Below are 16,263 nucleotides of genomic sequence, written 5' to 3'. Positions count from 1 at the left end.
TGATAATATGACCGCGCTTCCACCTCCTCCGGCCCTTAAGCCCATTCAGATCGGCCCTGTCCAGATCGACGACCCTGTGGTTCTCGCCCCGATGACGGGCGTGACGGATATGCCGTTCCGCACTCTGGTGCGCCGTTATGGCTCTGGCCTCAATGTGACCGAGATGATCGCCAGCCAAGCCGCCATCCGAGAAACTCGGCAATCTGTGCAAAAGGCCGAATGGGACCCGATTGAGGAGCCCGTGTCGATGCAGCTCGTTGGGTGCGATCCCGTCAGCATGGGCGAAGCGGCGAAATTGCAAGAAGACAATGGCGCCGCGATCATCGACATCAATTTCGGCTGCCCAGTACGCAAAGTCACCAATGGCATGGCGGGCAGCGCGCTGATGCGGGAAGTGCCGCTGGCGACCAAACTGATGGAAGCGACCGTCAAAGCCGTCGATGTTCCGGTGACCGTGAAAATGCGGATGGGCTGGGATCACGACAGCCTCAACGCCCCGGAAATGGCGCGGATTGCCGAGGATCTTGGGGTGAAGATGATCACCGTCCACGGCCGCACTCGCAATCAAATGTATAAGGGCAGCGCCGACTGGTCCTTCATCCGCAGAGTGAAAGAGGCGGTCTCCATTCCGGTCATCGTCAATGGCGACATTTGCACCATCAATGATGCTTCCACTGCGCTTGAGCAATCAGGTGCAGACGGACTGATGATTGGCCGCGGCGCTTACGGAAAACCGTGGCTGCTGGGCCAAGTCATGCATTGGTGGAAAACCGGCGAAGCGCTCGAGAGCCCCAGCTTTGACGAGCAATATGAGACACTTGTTGAGCATTATGAACGCATGCTCGACCATTATGGCAGCGAGGTCGGCTGCAAGGTCGCGCGCAAGCATATTGGTTGGTACACCAAGGGAATGCACGGCTCAGCGGAGTTCCGCAACAAGGCCAATTTCATCGAGGATCCCAAGCAAGTGCTGGGCGAGATTGAGCGCTTTTACGAGCCATTCCTTCGGCGCAGAGCAGCATGACCATGGCCGAAACACGGCCTTCCAAAGACCCCGTCACCGATCACGCCAACAGACCCGATGCCGCCTCGCAAATCGGCGGGTTGATCTTTGCCGTGGTGCTGGTCGATCCTGATACGCGCATCGCAGAGGCCAATCACGCAGCAGAAAACCTGCTGGGGCAAAGCGCAAAGCGTCTGGTCGGAAGATCTGTGCGCGAAGTCGCCGAAATGCTTGATGCGCGCGTGCGCAACCACATTCGCACTTCGCAGGATGCAGTCGTTGCCCGCGACGTAACCTTGCGCATTAACCGCGAGGAAAAGCGGGTAAACCTGACGATTTCGCCGCTGACGCAGCATCCCGGATGGCGGGTGATCACCCTCTCAGAAAGCGCGCGGGATGACACCGGGCGCGATGAGCAAAGCGAAGCGACACTCGGCGGTCCAGCGATCCTGGCGCATGAAATCAAGAACCCGCTCGCCGCCATTCGCGGGGCAGGGCAGCTAGCCGCGCGCAAATTGCCGCATGCCGACAAATCGCTCGCCCGGATGATCACCGACGAGGTGGACCGCATTGCGCGCTTGATCGACCGGATGCAGCAATTAGGCAGCAAGCAAACCGACCCGGTCGCGCCCTGCAACCCGCATGAGGCGATCCGATCCGCGATAGCCACCGTGCGCGCTGCGGGCAGCAATGGGGTGGAGATCATCGAGGAATTTGATCCCTCTCTGCCGCCGGTTTTGGCCAATCAGGATGCGCTGGAGCAGGTGCTTATCAACCTCATATCCAATGCCCGCGACGCAGCGCAGGAGCATGAAAACCCTCGCATAATCGTTCAGACACGGTTTGTGAGCGGGCTCGCCTTCAACGCAATTCGCATGGGCCGCGCGGTCCGCCTGCCGATTGAGATTACAGTTAGCGACAGCGGGCCGGGCATTGACGAGGCCCTGCGCGATCATGTGTTTGAGCCGTTTGTGTCCTCCAAGAAATCCGGCCAGGGGCTGGGCCTCGCGCTTGTACGCAAGCTGGTGCGCGATATGCAGGGCCGGATTGGCCACGAGCGAGACGCCAGGGCGGGCCTGACCCGTTTCCGCATACACCTGCGCCAAGCCAAGCCTGGCGTGCAAGGAGCGGCGGCATGAGCGGCAAAATCTTACTTGTCGAAGATGATGGCGCGATTGCCACCGTCATTATCGCGGCGCTCGAAGACGAAGGCTTTCAGATTGATCGGTGCAGCAGCATCGCGGAGCGCAATCGGCTGCTTGATTCGGGCGAATATCTCGTGATGTGCACCGATGTGATGCTGGAGGATGGCGACGGGCTTGCCTCCATGCACGAGGTGAAATCGCGCGCGCCGGATATGCCGGTGATCGTCCTTTCGGCGCAGAACACGCTCGATACCGCCGTACGCGCCAGCGACAGCGAGGCGTTTGAGTATTTCCCCAAGCCATTTGACCTCGATGAGCTCGTCCAGGCTGTGCACCAGGCCGCTGGCCAGCGCAGCAAGACCGCCGCCGCGCCGGAAATGGAAGGCGACGGCATGCCCCTGGTCGGGCGCAGCCAGGCAATGCAGGGCGTCTACCGGATGATCACGCGCGTTCTGCGCAATGATCTCACTGTGCTGGTCACCGGCGAAAGCGGGACGGGCAAGGAATTGGTCGCCGAGGCGATCCACGAGCTTGGCTCGCGCCGCACGGGGCCATTTGTCGCGGTGAATGCGGGCGCGATCCCCGCCGACCTGATCGAAAGCGAGCTGTTCGGGCACGAAAAGGGTGCCTTTACGGGCGCGATCGCCCAAGCCATTGGTAAGTTTGAGCAGGCCAATGGCGGCACCCTGTTCCTCGACGAGATTGGTGACATGCCCGCAGAGGCGCAGACCCGCCTGCTGCGTGCACTCCAATCGGGCCAGATCCGCCGCGTTGGCGGGCGGCAGGAAATCGCCATCGATGTGCGCATTATCGCCGCGACCAACCGCGACCTTGCACCGATGATTGCCGCGGGGAACTTCCGCGAAGATCTGTTCTACCGCCTCAACGTGGTTCCAATTGAGCTGCCGCCTCTGCGTGAGCGGCGCGAGGACATTGAGGTGCTGTCGCAGCACTTCCTCGCTCAGGCAGCGGAAGATGGCTTGCCGCGACGGCAATTGGCCCCAGAGGCGGTTGAAATGCTGGAAGAGCGCAACTGGCGCGGCAATGTTCGCGAGCTGCGCAATGTGGTCTACCGTCTGGCACTGATGGCGCGTGATGATTTGATCGATAGCGCGAGCCTCTCCGACATTATCGGTGCAGAGACGCAGCCGGGAGGCGAGGGCGCCCCAAGCGGGTTTGCTGGTGCGCTGGACCAATGGCTGGCTGACAACAATCCTCAAAACGGCGCGCTTTATCACAGCGCTTTGGCCGCTTTTGAAAAACCCCTAATCGAACATGCGTTGGCCGAAACAGGCGGCAATCAACTGCGCGCGTCCAAGCTGCTGGGGATCAATCGCAACACTTTGCGCAAGCGGATCGGTGATCTTGAGATAGAGCCTGACCGCTTCACAAGACCGCTTTAACGCAATCGCCACAGTTTGGCCTTGCAATTGAGCAACACTGGCGTTGTAAACTCGCAACGATGGACACGGCGATAGCAACATCAACTCAGCGCTCACCGCGCTGGTGGCGGCGGCTCATCGTTCGTTCGCGGCGCGCCAACATGTTCGCTTGGCTCGAAGCACTATCGGCAATCACTCTGATTGTTGCTTTGTGGGCCACCTGGTTCGCCTATTCCTCCGCCCCGCAAGAAGACGAATTGCTGCCCAGCCTGCAGGTTTCGCTGCTGCTGATGGCGACATTGGTCCCGGCGATGGCGTTGCTCGTCCTCATCGGACGGCGGCTCGCGCTGAGGCGCGCTGCGGGCAGCACCGCTCGCCTGCACGTGCGACTGGTGTTTTTCTTCTCACTCATCGCCGCAATCCCAACGCTGCTCGTGTCCGGTTTTGCTGCATTCCTGTTCCAATCGGGCGTGGATTTTTGGTTCAGTGATGATTCCAGAGGCTTGATGCGCAACGCCAATGAACTGGCGCAGAATTATTACGACCAAAACCAGCGCGATGTGGAAGAAGAAACCATCGCCATGGCCAGCGATATGCGCTTCATCCTGGAGCGCATTTCTATCGCCGACGAGGGTTTTGCCGACCGCTATGCCTATCAGGCGCAGGCCCGCGAAATCTCGGAAAGTGCTGTGCTGCAACGGCTAGATGACAACACGCTGAGAACCGCCGCCATCATGAACCTGATGGAGGACAACAGTCCGCTCGCCTTCAGCCAAGAGGTGCTGTCCCGGCTAGATTCGGGCGAATTTGTGGTTGTTCGGGGAAGCCCGGAACGGATTGTCGCACTCGCACCCATCGACCGCGAGAGTGGCATCTATCTCTATAATGCCCGCACATCTGAGGAAGATTCCTTTGTTTACTGGGAAAAGGCGCAATCTGTTGCCGCCAGCTATAACGCGCTGACTGCCGATGCGCGCACCCTGCAATTGCGGTTTAACCTCGCGCTGGTGGTGGTCAGCCTGCTGCTGGTGGGCCTCGCCATTTGGTTCGCTCTGCGTTTTGCTGACCGACAGGTTGAGCCGCTGACTGATCTCGTCGGGGCCGCACGCAAAGTGGGGCAGGGCAACTTCGCGCTGCGGGTAGAAGGGCGCACCGGGGCGGATGAGATCGGCCTGCTCAACCGCGCTTTCAATCGCATGACATCGCAGCTCGAAAAGCAGACCGATGATCTGATGAACGCCAACCGCCAGATCGATGATCGGCGGATGTTCACAGAGGCGGTGCTGGAATCGGTCAGCGCAGGTGTCATTTCGGTCGACGATGAGAGCCGCGTGATGCTGATGAACAATTCCGCGCAAGCTCTGCTCGCCGATGACACCGACACCGATCTGACCGGCAGCTCAATGTCGGATCTGTCTCCAGAGATTTGCGCGATCCTGCGCGAGGGCAAAGAACGCGGCCTTGTGACCCATGCCAAGGGATCAGAGCTACTGACACTGGCGGTCAAGATTGCGCCGGGAATGCGCGGCCATGTGATCACCTTTGAGGACATCACGCGCCAATTGCTCGATCAACGTCAGGCCGCTTGGTCGGACGTCGCGCGCCGTATTGCCCACGAGATTAAGAACCCGCTCACGCCGATTCAGCTCGCAACCGAGCGGCTCAAACGCCGCTATCGCAAGCAGATTGAGACCGATGGCGAGCTGTTTGACGAGCTGACCAGCACAATCGTGCGACAAGTCGGCGACCTACGCAAAATGGTCGATGAGTTTTCGTCGTTTGCGCGCCTACCAAAGCCGGTGTTTCGCAATGAAGATGCGCTCGATCTGGTGCGCCAATCGCTGTTTTTGCAGGATGTCGCCCACCCCTGGGTCAACTTCCAGCTCAACTATGATCAGCTGATGCGTGAGGATATCTTGCACAAGACGCTGAGCTGTGATCGGCATCAGGTTGGCCAGGCCATGACGAATATCCTCAAGAACGCGGTGGAAGCAGTCGAATCGCGCCGGGCTGATGCGGAGCCTGATTTCCAAGGCCAAGTGACGGTCGAAATGGCCAGCGATGAGACCACGTTCACGATCTCGGTCGAGGACAATGGGATTGGCCTGCCGCAAGAGCGCGAGCGGATCACCGAACCCTATATGACGACCCGCGAGAAAGGCACTGGCCTCGGCCTCGCCATCGTCAATAAGATCGTCGATGAACACGGCGGCGATATGAGCTTTGCATCCGCGCCAAGCGGCGGCACCCGGGTGCAATTGCGCTTTGCCCGCGATCCGCAAGTGACCGAAAGCGAGCCCTCATAATGCCTCTAAAATTCGCCCAAACTCTGTTCCCCCCAATGCCCCCAAAAATGCCTCAGGGAGAAGCCAAAAATGGCTATTGAAATCCTGGTTGTCGATGATGAACGTGATATTCGCGAGCTGGTCGCCGGAGTGCTCGGCGATGAAGGTTATGAATGCCGAACCGCCGCCGATAGTACTGGTGCTCTAGCCGCGATTGATGAACGCCGTCCGAGCCTAATCTTACTCGACGTCTGGCTGCACGGCAGCGAGATGGACGGGCTGGAACTACTCGATGCGATCAAATTGCGCGAGCCGGACCTGCCGGTCATCATCTTCTCTGGTCACGGCAATATCGACACCGCCGTATCTGCCGTCAGCCGCGGGGCGATGGACTTTATTGAGAAGCCATTTGAGGCTGAGCGTTTGCTGCTGCTCGTCGAACGCGCGACCGAAACAGAGCGTCTGCGCCGGGAAAACTCGCGGCTGCGCGAGGGCACAGTGGAAGGCGCTGAATTCACCGGCAATTCCTCCGCCATCAACACCGTGCGCGCGACCCTCAAACGGGTTGCAAACACGGGCAGCAGGGTCCTGATTTCTGGCCCAGCGGGGGCGGGCAAAGAGGTCGCCGCGCGCCTACTTCATTCTTGGAGCCCACGCGCGGAAAGCGCCTTTGTTACGGTCAATTCTGCCCGCATCACATCAGAGCGCTTTGAACGCGAGCTGTTTGGTGAGGAATCGAACGGCAAGCTGGTTCAACCTGGTCTGCTTGAATTGGCCGATGGTGGGACATTGTTCCTCGATGAGATCGCCGACATGCCGATGTCGACCCAGGCACGCATTTTGCGCGTCCTCACCGAACAAAGTTTCGTGAGGGTAGGGGGCACACGCCAGATCGGCGTCGATGTCCGCGTGGTGTCCGCCAGCTCGCGCGATCTCGCGCTCGAAATGGAAGAAAAACGCTTCCGCGAAGACCTGTTTTACCGCCTCAATGTGGTGCCGATCACTATACCGTCATTGGCCGAGCGGCGCGACGACATCCCCGCGCTGGCTGATCATTTCTTCACGCGCTATTCGACCGACCAAGGGATTGCGCCTCCGCAAATCTCTGAGGAAGCCATGGGCGCGCTTCAGGCCTATGATTGGCCCGGAAATGTTCGCCAATTGCGCAATGTGGTGGAGCGCACCATCATCATGACCCCGCGTGAGAAGCTAACCGTGGTCGAAACGGAGATGCTGCCATCGGAAATCACGGGCGGAAAGCTCTCCGCTTCTGGTCAGGGCTTTTCCGCCATGATGGGTGTGCCACTGCGCGAGGCGCGCGAAAGCTTTGAGCGCGAGTATCTGACCATCCAGATCAGACGTTTTTCGGGAAACATCTCAAAAACGGCAACTTTCATTGGAATGGAACGCTCCGCCTTGCACCGCAAGCTAAAGCTGCTTGGCATGGCCGAACGGCGCGAGACGGCGCGCAAGGAATAGCCCAAACCCCAAGTTATTCGTCCAACTGGCCATTTGCGCCGATTAACACGAAGCTTGCATAAAACTCAGCCATTGCCCCAAGGCAAAGCAATCGCCATGTTACGGGCGAAACGGCATGAGGGATGGGTGGGCTATCCCTCGGCCAGATTGCGGACCGAACAAATCGGCCGCCAAAAACAATAGGAGCATAAAAATGTCCGATGGGCGAACTCTCTCCCCGCGCCCCCGCAGCGAACCGGCTGAGCCAGCAGGCAAAGCAGTGGCAAACGATGGCAAGCAAGCCAATTTGCAAGATGTGTTTCTTAACATGCTGCGCAAGAACAAGATTCCTGTGACGATGTTTCTCGTCAAAGGCGTGAAACTGCAGGGAATCGTCACGTGGTTTGACAATTTCTCGATCCTGCTGCGCCGCGATGGACAATCGCAATTGGTCTATAAGCATGCGATCTCTACGATCATGCCGGGCCAGGATATGGACGCCGATCAGTTTCAGATCCGCGCCGGCAATAAACGTCAGCGATTGCTGCAGGATATCTTCCTCAGCCGCGTGAGCGAGGCCGAGGTGCAGGTCACCATGTTCCTCGTCAACGGCGTGATGCTGCAAGGCCGCATCGCGTCTTACGACCTGTTCTGCATGCTGTTGGAGCGTGATGGCGCCGTGCAATTGGCATATAAACACGCTGTTTCGACCATTCAGCCCGCCGGGCCGGTTGACCTCAGCGATGATGGCGAAGAGTTCGGCAGCCGAAGTTTCGATGACGATCTGCAGGATGAGGTAACTCGCGGGGCGCGGGCCCTTGTGCTGTGCCCGGATATCCGCACGCTCAAATACGATCTCGACGCGCCGGAACGGCTCGAAGAGGCGCAGGGCCTCGCGCTCGCGATTGGCGTGGTCATCGCGCATTCCGAAATTCTGCCGATCCGGCAGATGCAGCCAAACACATTGTTTGGCTCTGGCCAGGTGGAGAATATCGCCGCCTGGTGCGAGCTGCACGAGGCAGAATTGGTGGTGGTGGATGGCGCGTTGACGCCGATCCAGCAGCGCAATCTTGAGGACCGGCTCAAGCGCAAGGTGATCGACCGCACCGGCTTGATCCTGGAAATCTTTGGTGAGCGGGCGGCGACGGCGGAAGGCCGATTGCAGGTCGAGCTTGCCCATTTGGACTATCAGCAAAGCCGCCTGGTGCGCAGCTGGACCCACTTGGAGCGGCAACGCGGCGGCTTCGGCTTCCTCGGCGGCCCGGGCGAGACCCAGATTGAGGCCGACAGGCGGATGATCCGCCAGCGCATGGGCCGGTTGCGCCGCGAGCTGGAGCAAGTGCGCAAGACCCGGCAATTGCACCGCGACCGGCGGGGCAGGGCACCGTGGCCCATAATAGCGCTGGTCGGCTATACGAACGCTGGGAAATCCACGCTTTTCAACCGCTTGACGGGCGCTGAGGTGATGGCGGAAGACCTTCTGTTCGCCACGCTCGACCCGACAATGCGCGCGATCAGCATGCCCGGCGTTGAGAAGGCGATCCTGTCAGACACCGTTGGTTTTATCTCTGACCTGCCGACGCAATTGGTCGCGGCATTCCGTGCGACCTTGGAAGAAGTCACTGGGGCGGACATCATCCTGCATGTGCGCGACATGGCCAATCCGGCCCACCAAGCCCAAAAGAAGCAGGTCATGGACGTGCTCGGCGAACTCGGCGTGGTTGAACCGACCACGGGCGCAAGCGATATTCCGATCCTTGAGGTTTGGAACAAGATTGATTTGGCAGAGCCTGAGCGCGCCGAGGAACTGCGCACAGCCGCCGAGGCGTATGATGATTGCGCCGTAATTTCAGCGATTAGCGGCGAAGGAATCGACGAGCTTCTCACCGTGGTTGCCGATCTGCTGACATCGAAGGCCCAAGTGATCACCGTGACACTGCCCGCCAGCGACGGTCGGCGGATCGCATGGCTGCATGCGCACGGCGATGTGGTGGATGAAAGCGACGCTGGGGAAGGGGACACCGGTCCTCTAAGAGCGTTGACCGTTCGGCTCAATCCCAAGGAATTGGGGCAATATGAGACGCTTTAGCGCCGTTTAGTCAGGCTTTTCGTTCCGCTTTACCTGTTGCCACAGCCGTTCTTGCTCATCGAGCGATAGATCCGCGAATGCGCCTTCGCTCAGCGCCTCCATGCTGCGAACCCGCCGCTCAAACTTGGCATTGGCCGCCCGCAAGGCATCCTCAGCGCTGATCCCATGCGCGCGGACGTAATTCACCGCCGCAAACAACAGATCGCCCGCTTCCTCAGCCTTGTGAATATCCGAAGATGCCGCCTCAAGCTCCTGCATTTCTTCAGTTACTTTGGCGGCAGGCCCAGCAGTGTCCGGCCAGTCAAACCCAGTTCGCGCGGCGCGCTTTTGCAGTTTTTGCGCCCGCATCAGCGCCGGCAGCGCCAAGGCAACGCCGTCCATCGCGCTGGTTTCGCCTTTTTCGCTGCGTTCGGCCTCTTTCAGGTTCTGCCAGCGGGTTTCCCCCATGGTTCCGTATTCACCGCCGAAGATATGCGGATGGCGCGCCTCCATCTTGTCTGAAATCGACCGGGCGACGTCCTCAAAGGCGAATTCACCGTCTTCCTCAGCCATGCGCGCATGAAACACGACCTGCAGCAGCAGATCTCCAAGTTCACCGCGCAATTCATCCATATTCGCGCGCTCAATCGCATCGGCCACTTCGTAGGCTTCTTCGATCGTATAAGGCGCGATTGTCTTGAAGTTTTGCGCGACATCCCATTCACAGCCGGTCTCGGGATCGCGCAACCGCGCCATAATACCGAGCAATCGATCAATTTGACTGGATGGGGGAGTATCGCTCATTGGGCCCGCAGTTCCGTAATATAAGATTGATAATATATATTATGTTAAATAACAGACAATGTACCAATGGCCTATGATGCCCCTCAGCCTCTGATCAGACTTACCAACAGAAACGCTCCGCCGAAGATCGCAACCCACGTCAGAGCCTGCTGTGCGGTCTTACCCCAGTCTTTCTGGTAAGACGCATAAGCGCTGCCGACCAAAACCAGCCAACCAATCGCCAGGACAATCTGCAAAACCGCCATCTCTGTCATGCGATAAGCTCCAATCCATCATAGCCGACCACCACGTGATCCGGCGTCTCATCAACGAGCGTCTGATAATCCATGCTCTTATCCAGATGGCTCAGCACCAGTTTCTTCGCGCCGCAGCGTTCGGCCAGTTCCAAAGCCATCGCCAGATTGGCGTGCGTTGGATGCGGATCACGCCGCAAACAATCGCTCACCAGGATATCGACGTCCTCATAGAGCTCAACCATCTCTTCCGAGATTGCGCTAAAGTCCGTTGCGTAAGCGATTGATTTGCCGTCCGCTTCGAACCGATAACCGGTTGTTTCGCCAGGACCGTGTTCCATTTGGCACCATTCCACGCCGAAACCCGCCGCCATCCGAATATTATCGAGCGTTTCCAGCTTGGCGATGGTCGGATAGCCTTCTTGCCCGGCGAACACATAGCCAAAGCGTTGGCGCAAACGCCGCGCGGTGTCCTCACCGGCAAAGCCCGGAATTGGCGCGGCTCGGCCATAGCGCATCACGCGCAGGTCATCGATCCCGTGGCAGTGATCTGCGTGATCATGGGTCCAGAACACTGCATCAACCTTGCCAATCTTGTTGGCCAGCAATTGCGCGCGCAAATCAGTCGACGTGTCGACCAGCACGCGCGATCCATCATTGCTCTCAACCACGATCGATACGCGGGTGCGGCGGTTTTTCGGCTCGTTCGGGTCGCAATCGCCCCAATCATCGCCAATTCGCGGGACCCCTGTCGAGGTGCCCGAGCCGAGCATGATGACCTTCACAGCGCCGCCTTGCTGAACAATTGTTTGAAATTCGCGGTGGTTTGCTCCGCTAATTCTGAGAGTTCTTGACCTCTCAGCTCCGCCACAAACCGCGCCGTATCAGCAACAAAGGCCGGCTCGCATGGACGCCCGCGATGCGGCACGGGAGCGAGGAAAGGACTGTCTGTTTCAACCAACAAGCGGTCCGACGGTACATCCTTAACCACGGCCTGTAAGTCTTTGGCGTTCTTGAATGTTACGATGCCAGAAATCGAGATCGATAGGCCCAGATTGAGGACTTTCTGCCCAAACTCAGCCGAGGCTGTGAAACAATGGATCAGCGCCGGAAACGCGCCCTTCTCCATCTCGTCGGCGAGGATTTCCAGCGTGTCCTCTTCGGCATCGCGCGTATGAATAATCACCGGCAGCTGAACCTCGCGCGCGACATCAATATGCATGCGGAACAGGCGCTTTTGCGTCGCTCTGTCGGAATGCTCGTAATAATAATCGAGGCCCGTTTCCCCAATGCCAATGACATTGGGATTATCAGTCGCCGCGAGCAATTCTGCGCGGGTCAGATCACCATGCTTGTCCGCCTCATGCGGGTGGATGCCGACGCTCGCGAACACGTCCACCTCACGATTGGCGGTGCCAACCACCTGATCCCATTCGCTTTTCTTGGTCGAAATGTTGAGAAATGCGCCAATCCCGGCGCCGCGCCCACGCTCCAGCACGCCCTGCTGGTCCTCAATCACGCCCTTATATTCAAGGTGGCAATGGCTATCGACGAGCATTATTCGGCCCCCTCGCCCTCTGGCAGGTCGAGCCGCGGGAAGATTGGCGTCGGCTTGCCGACGGTAAAGCCGCTTTCGACAAGGCGCGCATACCACTGGGTATCGCTCAGGTTTGCGTAGGCGCGCTCATCCGCTGGAATGCCCGGCTGGTCGAGCAACGCAGCGGCTTTTTCAGGCACGACGGGCTGGATCGCTATGCCAAGATCGCGCAGCGCCATGAACAAAGTGAGCAGCACGACCTTCATCCGCTCTGGATCGGTCTTGCGCAAAGTCCAGGGTGCCTGCTCATCAACATATTGATTGCACGCATAAACGGCCTTGATCCACTCCTCGATGCCGACTGAAAACGCCAGATCGTGAAACGCGTTCGGCAGGCCGTCCGTGGCCGCTGCCCTCACCTGCGACAGCAGCATTTCATCGGCCTCGGTAGGCGCGACATTCTCCAAAACGCCATCCATATTCTTGGCGATCATCGACAAGGTGCGCTGCGCCAGATTGCCGAAGGAATTGGCGAGTTCCGCATTGGCACGGTTTACAATTGCCTCTGGGGAATAACTGCCGTCCTGGCCAAAGGCGACTTCGCGCAGCAGGAAATAGCGCAGCGGCTCCACCCCAAAAGTCTCTGCCAATTCAATTGGATCAACGACATTCCCGGCACTCTTACTCATCTTCTCGCCGCCGCGAGCCAGCAAGAACCCGTGCCCAAACACCCGCTTAGGCGTCGGCAGGTCAGCGCTCATCAGGAACGCGGGCCAGTAGATCGTGTGGAAGCGCACGATATCCTTGCCGATCAGGTGCAGATCGGCGGGCCAGTATTTCGCATAGTCGCCGGTCTTATCCGGATAGCCAAGCCCGGTGAGATAATTGGTCAGCGCATCGACCCAGACATACATGACGTGATTATCTGAACCGGGCACTTTCACACCCCAATCGAAGCTGGTGCGGCTGACCGAGAGGTCGCGCAGCCCGCCTTCAACAAAGGCCATCATTTCATTGCGGCGACTTGCAGGCTCTAAAAAGCCCGGTGTGCGCAGCAGCTCGAGCAATTGGTCCTGATATTTCGACAGGCGGAAAAACCAGCTTTCCTCAACTGTCCATTCAACTGGCGTGCCTTCAGGAGAGAGCTTTTCGCCCCCCTCGCCCTGTTTCAACTCGCTTTCGTCATAATAGGCCTCGTCGCGGACCGAATACCAACCTTCGTAGCGATCGAGGTAAAGGTCGCCCTTGGCCTCCATCGCCTGCCAAATGGCTTGGCTCGCGCGATGATGATCGTCTTCAACCGTGCGGATAAAGCGGTCATATTTCACATTCAGCGCGTCGCACATATCCTGAAAATAGCCGGATATTTCATCCGCCAGCTCACGCGCGGTGCGGCCTTGTTCTTCGGCCTTGCGAGCCATTTTGAGGCCATGCTCATCCGTGCCGGTTTGAAACCGCACATCGCGCCCTTGCAGGCGCTGAAACCGGGCGATCACATCAGCGGCAATCGCCTCATAGGCGTGGCCGATATGCGGCCGCCCATTGGGGTAGCTAATCGCGGTGGTGACGTAGAACGGATCGGTGTTTTGAGGCTCAGACATTGGGCCGTGCGCTAGCGCCAGAGGCGGAGACAAGCAAGGTTCCGATCTCCATCGCCAGCAGGCCGGCGTCATAGTTGAAGGTCGGCGCCTGTCCCGCAAGCGCGACAAGCTCTCCATGCGCCTCGATCAGAGCCATGCGCTGCGCCGGATCGGCGGAGCGTGCGGCCTGCGCCGTGATGGCCTGCGCCAGTTCGAGCACGGCTTGCAATCGTTCGCGGTCTGGGCGGCCGCCGATTAGGCGGGCCAGCTCTCCCCGCCCAGTAAACTGAGGGTCGCCTTCGCGCAGCAAGCCGCCAATGCTGGCTGCAATCGGTGCGAGGTCTTGATTCATAAAGCGCAAAGCCGCGCCGTAAGATCCGCCGCTGGCAAGCCGCGCTGCCTCCAGTGCCGCCGGATTGGTCTCGCCCGATTGCTCGCTGAGCATCTCCTCCGGCTGGCGAGCGTTCAGCACAGGAAAGCGCATGATGCGGCAGCGCGAACGGATCGTCGGCAAAAGCCGCGATGGACGGTGCGTCACCAGCAGGAAAAACGTGCCCTGCGGCGGTTCTTCCAGACTTTTGAGCAGAGCATTGGAGGCGGAGGTCTCCATATCATCGGCCGGGTCGACAATGATGGCGCGCCGCGAACCCAACGTCGGCCGAGTGTTGAGCCGCTTTTGCATCGCGCGGATCTGCGCGACGGAGATATTGCGCTTGATTTGGTAGGGCTTGCCCTCCTCGCGCTTCTTCTCTTCCTTATCGTCCTTGGGCAGATGGGTTAGCGTGATGATATCGGGATGCTCGCCCGCAGGTTGCGGCACGCCCGGTTCATCCACCAGCTCGCGCGCGGCGGCCAATGCGAAGTCATGTTTGCCAAGCCCGCTCTTGCCCGCGAGCAGCCAGCCATGGTGCATCCGCTCACTGGTCAAGGCATCGCGCCATTGCCGCCATGGGCCATCGTGATTGGGCCAATTCATGCAGAAGCGCTCAGCATTGGCTCGAGCGCCGCGAGAACACGGGTTTGAACTTCCTCAGGTGAGCCGCCGCCGTCGATCACTGCAAATCCGTTCGGATCGCTTGCTGCGAGAGCACGAAACGCATCCGCCACGGCGCGGTGATAGTCACGGCTGCGCCCGCCAATCGCGTCGCTGGCATCGCCGTCCCGCTCGGCCAAGCGCTCCAACATACGCGCCTCGTCAATTTCCACGAGGATGGTGAGGTCTGGGCGCAGGCCGCCGCTGCCGATTCGGTGGAGTGCTTGCACCGCCTCATCGCCGACATGCCCTGCCCCGCCTTGATAGGCGCGGCTTGAATCGACAAAGCGGTCGCAGATCACCCATGCGCCGCGCTCTACCGCCGGGCAGATAACGCGGGCGACATGGTCGGCGCGTGCAGCCGCGAACAACAACGCCTCAGCCTGTGCGCCCCAGCCTTTTCCGGGAGGATCGAGCAACAGATTGCGGATCGCTTCCGCCCCCGGTGTACCGCCCGGTTCGCGGGTTAGGACCGCCTCGATCCCGCGCGCTTCCAAGGTCTCGGCCAGCATTCGTGCTTGAGTTGATTTGCCCGCTCCTTCGCCGCCTTCAAAGGCGATGAAACGGCCATTTCGAGCGCCCCCACTCATGGGAGCCACCCAGTCAGACCATTGATCAGCCGGTCAAACACGCCAGCCTCGCCTACGTCCTCTTTTGCTAGCAATGGGACATTGGCAGGCTCCATGCCCTCGACTGAGATCTGCAAGCTGGCGACCTGTTCACCCGCGGCAATGGGAGCGCGCAGCGGGCCGTCATAGGTGATCGCCACTGAAACCTCAGGCGATTGCCCCTTCGGCACATTCACGAACACTGGACCATCTGTGACCAGAGCGACCCGCCGGCTTGCGCCATTCTGCACCCGCGCAAATCCGACCTGTTTGTCGCCGCCAACAACGCGGCGGCTGTCAAAGGCGGAAAAACCCCACTCGAGATAGCTCTTGGCTAGCCGCGCCCGTGCGCTTTGGCTGCCAACACCACCAATCACCATAACGAGCCGCTGGCCATCGCGTTTCGCTGTGCCCAGAAAGCCAAAGCCGGATTCGTTGGTGTAGCCGGTTTTGATCCCGTCCCCGCCCTCAAACGATCCGACTAAAGGATCGCGATTGCTTTGCGTGATGCCGTTATAGGTGAACTGCCCGCGCCCGATGAAACGCGTGTATTTCTGCGTATGCTTCGATGTCAGCGCTGTGCCCAGCGTGACAAGATCGCGCGCGGTCGTGAAGGTCTTGCCTTCGTCGGGCCAGCCATTGGGCGTGCCAAAGCGGCTGTTCGTCATCCCAATCGACAGCGCCTTTTCATTCATCAGCGCGGTCCACGCGGCAACCGATCCCGCATGCCCCTCTGCCAAAACGATGGAGCCATCATTGGCCGAGACGGTTGTGATCCCGGTCAGCAATTCATCAACCCGAATGCGCGCATCAGCGGGCAGCCACATGGTCGAACCCTTGCCATTCCACTCGCGCCAAGTCTCTGGACGAATGGTGAAAACTTCAGCGGGCTGGAGCACGCCTTCTTCCATCAGTTCAAAAGCGAGAAAGGTCGTCATCGCCTTTGTCATGGAGGCTGGAACAAAGCGGCGGTTTTCCTCGCGCGCATGCAGGACTTGCCCGCTGGTGACATCCACTAACAAGGCAATCGGCGCTTCACTGTCAGTCGGAACCGCAGGCAACAGCGCGCTTTGCCCGGACGCTACGCTCGGGGCGCAGAGCATGGCCATAAAAGCCGCCGCAATCCG

Annotated in this window: 14 protein-coding genes and 1 pseudogene; 7 read left to right on the top strand and 8 right to left on the bottom strand. The window is 59.5% G+C overall.

The window, feature by feature from the left end; genetic code table 11:
- Positions 1–7 precede the first annotated feature (7 nt).
- From dusB to hflX, 7 genes and pseudogenes are all read left to right on the top strand, one after another.
- On the top strand, positions 8–1,024 hold the full coding sequence (gene dusB, locus AC0V6M_RS12135; RefSeq protein WP_486139066.1) for a tRNA dihydrouridine synthase DusB: 1,017 nt from the start codon (positions 8–10) through the stop codon (positions 1,022–1,024).
- Between the two features lie 2 nt (positions 1,025–1,026).
- Entirely contained in the window at positions 1,027–2,142 is a 1,116-nt protein-coding gene (locus tag AC0V6M_RS12130; protein WP_486139065.1) for a two-component system sensor histidine kinase NtrB, read from the top strand.
- Complete coding sequence (locus AC0V6M_RS12125) at positions 2,139–3,551, top strand: sigma-54-dependent transcriptional regulator (protein WP_486139064.1); 1,413 nt, start codon at positions 2,139–2,141, stop codon at positions 3,549–3,551. The genes AC0V6M_RS12130 and AC0V6M_RS12125 overlap by 4 nt, the downstream gene beginning before the upstream one ends.
- Before the next feature lie 59 nt (positions 3,552–3,610).
- Positions 3,611–5,836 (top strand): sensor histidine kinase, encoded by a 2,226-nt coding sequence (locus tag AC0V6M_RS12120; RefSeq protein ID WP_486139063.1) that lies wholly within the window; start codon positions 3,611–3,613, stop codon positions 5,834–5,836.
- A gap of 69 nt (positions 5,837–5,905) precedes the next feature.
- Positions 5,906–7,294 (top strand): nitrogen assimilation response regulator NtrX, encoded by a 1,389-nt coding sequence (gene ntrX / locus AC0V6M_RS12115; RefSeq protein WP_486139062.1) that lies wholly within the window; start codon positions 5,906–5,908, stop codon positions 7,292–7,294.
- Positions 7,295–7,487: 193 nt separating this feature from the next.
- Positions 7,488–8,030 (top strand): annotated as a pseudogene (gene hfq / locus AC0V6M_RS12110) (RNA chaperone Hfq); the annotation flags it as partial.
- A gap of 27 nt (positions 8,031–8,057) precedes the next feature.
- Complete coding sequence (hflX, locus tag AC0V6M_RS12105; RefSeq protein ID WP_486139634.1) at positions 8,058–9,362, top strand: GTPase HflX; 1,305 nt, start codon at positions 8,058–8,060, stop codon at positions 9,360–9,362.
- A 6-nt stretch (positions 9,363–9,368) separates the two neighbouring features.
- Here hflX and mazG read toward each other — a convergent pair whose 3' ends face one another.
- The 8 genes from mazG to AC0V6M_RS12065 form a co-directional block, all read right to left on the bottom strand.
- Positions 9,369–10,145 (bottom strand): nucleoside triphosphate pyrophosphohydrolase, encoded by a 777-nt coding sequence (mazG, locus tag AC0V6M_RS12100; RefSeq protein WP_486139061.1) that lies wholly within the window; start codon positions 10,143–10,145, stop codon positions 9,369–9,371.
- An 83-nt stretch (positions 10,146–10,228) separates the two neighbouring features.
- Complete coding sequence (locus AC0V6M_RS12095; protein WP_486139060.1) at positions 10,229–10,399, bottom strand: hypothetical protein; 171 nt, start codon at positions 10,397–10,399, stop codon at positions 10,229–10,231.
- Complete coding sequence (locus tag AC0V6M_RS12090; RefSeq protein WP_486139059.1) at positions 10,396–11,163, bottom strand: MBL fold metallo-hydrolase; 768 nt, start codon at positions 11,161–11,163, stop codon at positions 10,396–10,398. The genes AC0V6M_RS12095 and AC0V6M_RS12090 overlap by 4 nt, the downstream gene beginning before the upstream one ends.
- Entirely contained in the window at positions 11,160–11,936 is a 777-nt protein-coding gene (locus AC0V6M_RS12085) for a TatD family hydrolase (protein WP_486139058.1), read from the bottom strand. Before AC0V6M_RS12085 ends, AC0V6M_RS12090 begins: the two co-directional genes overlap by 4 nt.
- Positions 11,936–13,516 carry a methionine--tRNA ligase gene (gene metG / locus AC0V6M_RS12080; RefSeq protein WP_486139057.1) on the bottom strand — a complete coding sequence of 527 codons (1,581 nt, stop codon included), beginning with the start codon at positions 13,514–13,516 and terminating at the stop codon, positions 11,936–11,938. Before metG ends, AC0V6M_RS12085 begins: the two co-directional genes overlap by 1 nt.
- Positions 13,509–14,471 (bottom strand): DNA polymerase III subunit delta', encoded by a 963-nt coding sequence (locus tag AC0V6M_RS12075; protein ID WP_486139056.1) that lies wholly within the window; start codon positions 14,469–14,471, stop codon positions 13,509–13,511. Before AC0V6M_RS12075 ends, metG begins: the two co-directional genes overlap by 8 nt.
- Positions 14,468–15,118, bottom strand: a complete 651-nt coding sequence (gene tmk / locus AC0V6M_RS12070; protein WP_486139055.1) for a dTMP kinase — start codon at positions 15,116–15,118, stop codon at positions 14,468–14,470. The genes AC0V6M_RS12075 and tmk overlap by 4 nt, the downstream gene beginning before the upstream one ends.
- Positions 15,115–16,245 (bottom strand): D-alanyl-D-alanine carboxypeptidase family protein, encoded by a 1,131-nt coding sequence (locus AC0V6M_RS12065; RefSeq protein WP_486139054.1) that lies wholly within the window; start codon positions 16,243–16,245, stop codon positions 15,115–15,117. The genes tmk and AC0V6M_RS12065 overlap by 4 nt, the downstream gene beginning before the upstream one ends.
- Positions 16,246–16,263 lie beyond the last annotated feature (18 nt).

Source organism: Erythrobacter sp. JB3-1, assembly GCF_057364995.1.
The sequence above is the reverse complement of the archived record's forward strand: the minus strand, read 5'-3'. Positions and strand labels throughout refer to the sequence as shown.

Bases quoted from the DNA above. Each gene is read 5' to 3' on its own strand.
- ntrX (WP_486139062.1), top strand. From the start codon at position 5,906: ATGGCTATTGAAATCCTGGTTGTCGATGATGAACGTGATATTCGCGAG.
- AC0V6M_RS12065 (WP_486139054.1), bottom strand. From the start codon at position 16,245: ATGGCCATGCTCTGCGCCCCGAGCGTAGCGTCCGGGCAAAGCGCGCTG.
- AC0V6M_RS12120 (WP_486139063.1), top strand. From the start codon at position 3,611: ATGGACACGGCGATAGCAACATCAACTCAGCGCTCACCGCGCTGGTGG.
- AC0V6M_RS12130 (WP_486139065.1), top strand. From the start codon at position 1,027: ATGGCCGAAACACGGCCTTCCAAAGACCCCGTCACCGATCACGCCAAC.
- mazG (WP_486139061.1), bottom strand. From the start codon at position 10,145: ATGAGCGATACTCCCCCATCCAGTCAAATTGATCGATTGCTCGGTATT.
- AC0V6M_RS12085 (WP_486139058.1), bottom strand. From the start codon at position 11,936: ATGCTCGTCGATAGCCATTGCCACCTTGAATATAAGGGCGTGATTGAG.
- AC0V6M_RS12075 (WP_486139056.1), bottom strand. From the start codon at position 14,471: ATGAATTGGCCCAATCACGATGGCCCATGGCGGCAATGGCGCGATGCC.
- tmk (WP_486139055.1), bottom strand. From the start codon at position 15,118: ATGAGTGGGGGCGCTCGAAATGGCCGTTTCATCGCCTTTGAAGGCGGC.
- metG (WP_486139057.1), bottom strand. From the start codon at position 13,516: ATGTCTGAGCCTCAAAACACCGATCCGTTCTACGTCACCACCGCGATT.
- AC0V6M_RS12095 (WP_486139060.1), bottom strand. From the start codon at position 10,399: ATGACAGAGATGGCGGTTTTGCAGATTGTCCTGGCGATTGGTTGGCTG.
- dusB (WP_486139066.1), top strand. From the start codon at position 8: ATGACCGCGCTTCCACCTCCTCCGGCCCTTAAGCCCATTCAGATCGGC.
- AC0V6M_RS12125 (WP_486139064.1), top strand. From the start codon at position 2,139: ATGAGCGGCAAAATCTTACTTGTCGAAGATGATGGCGCGATTGCCACC.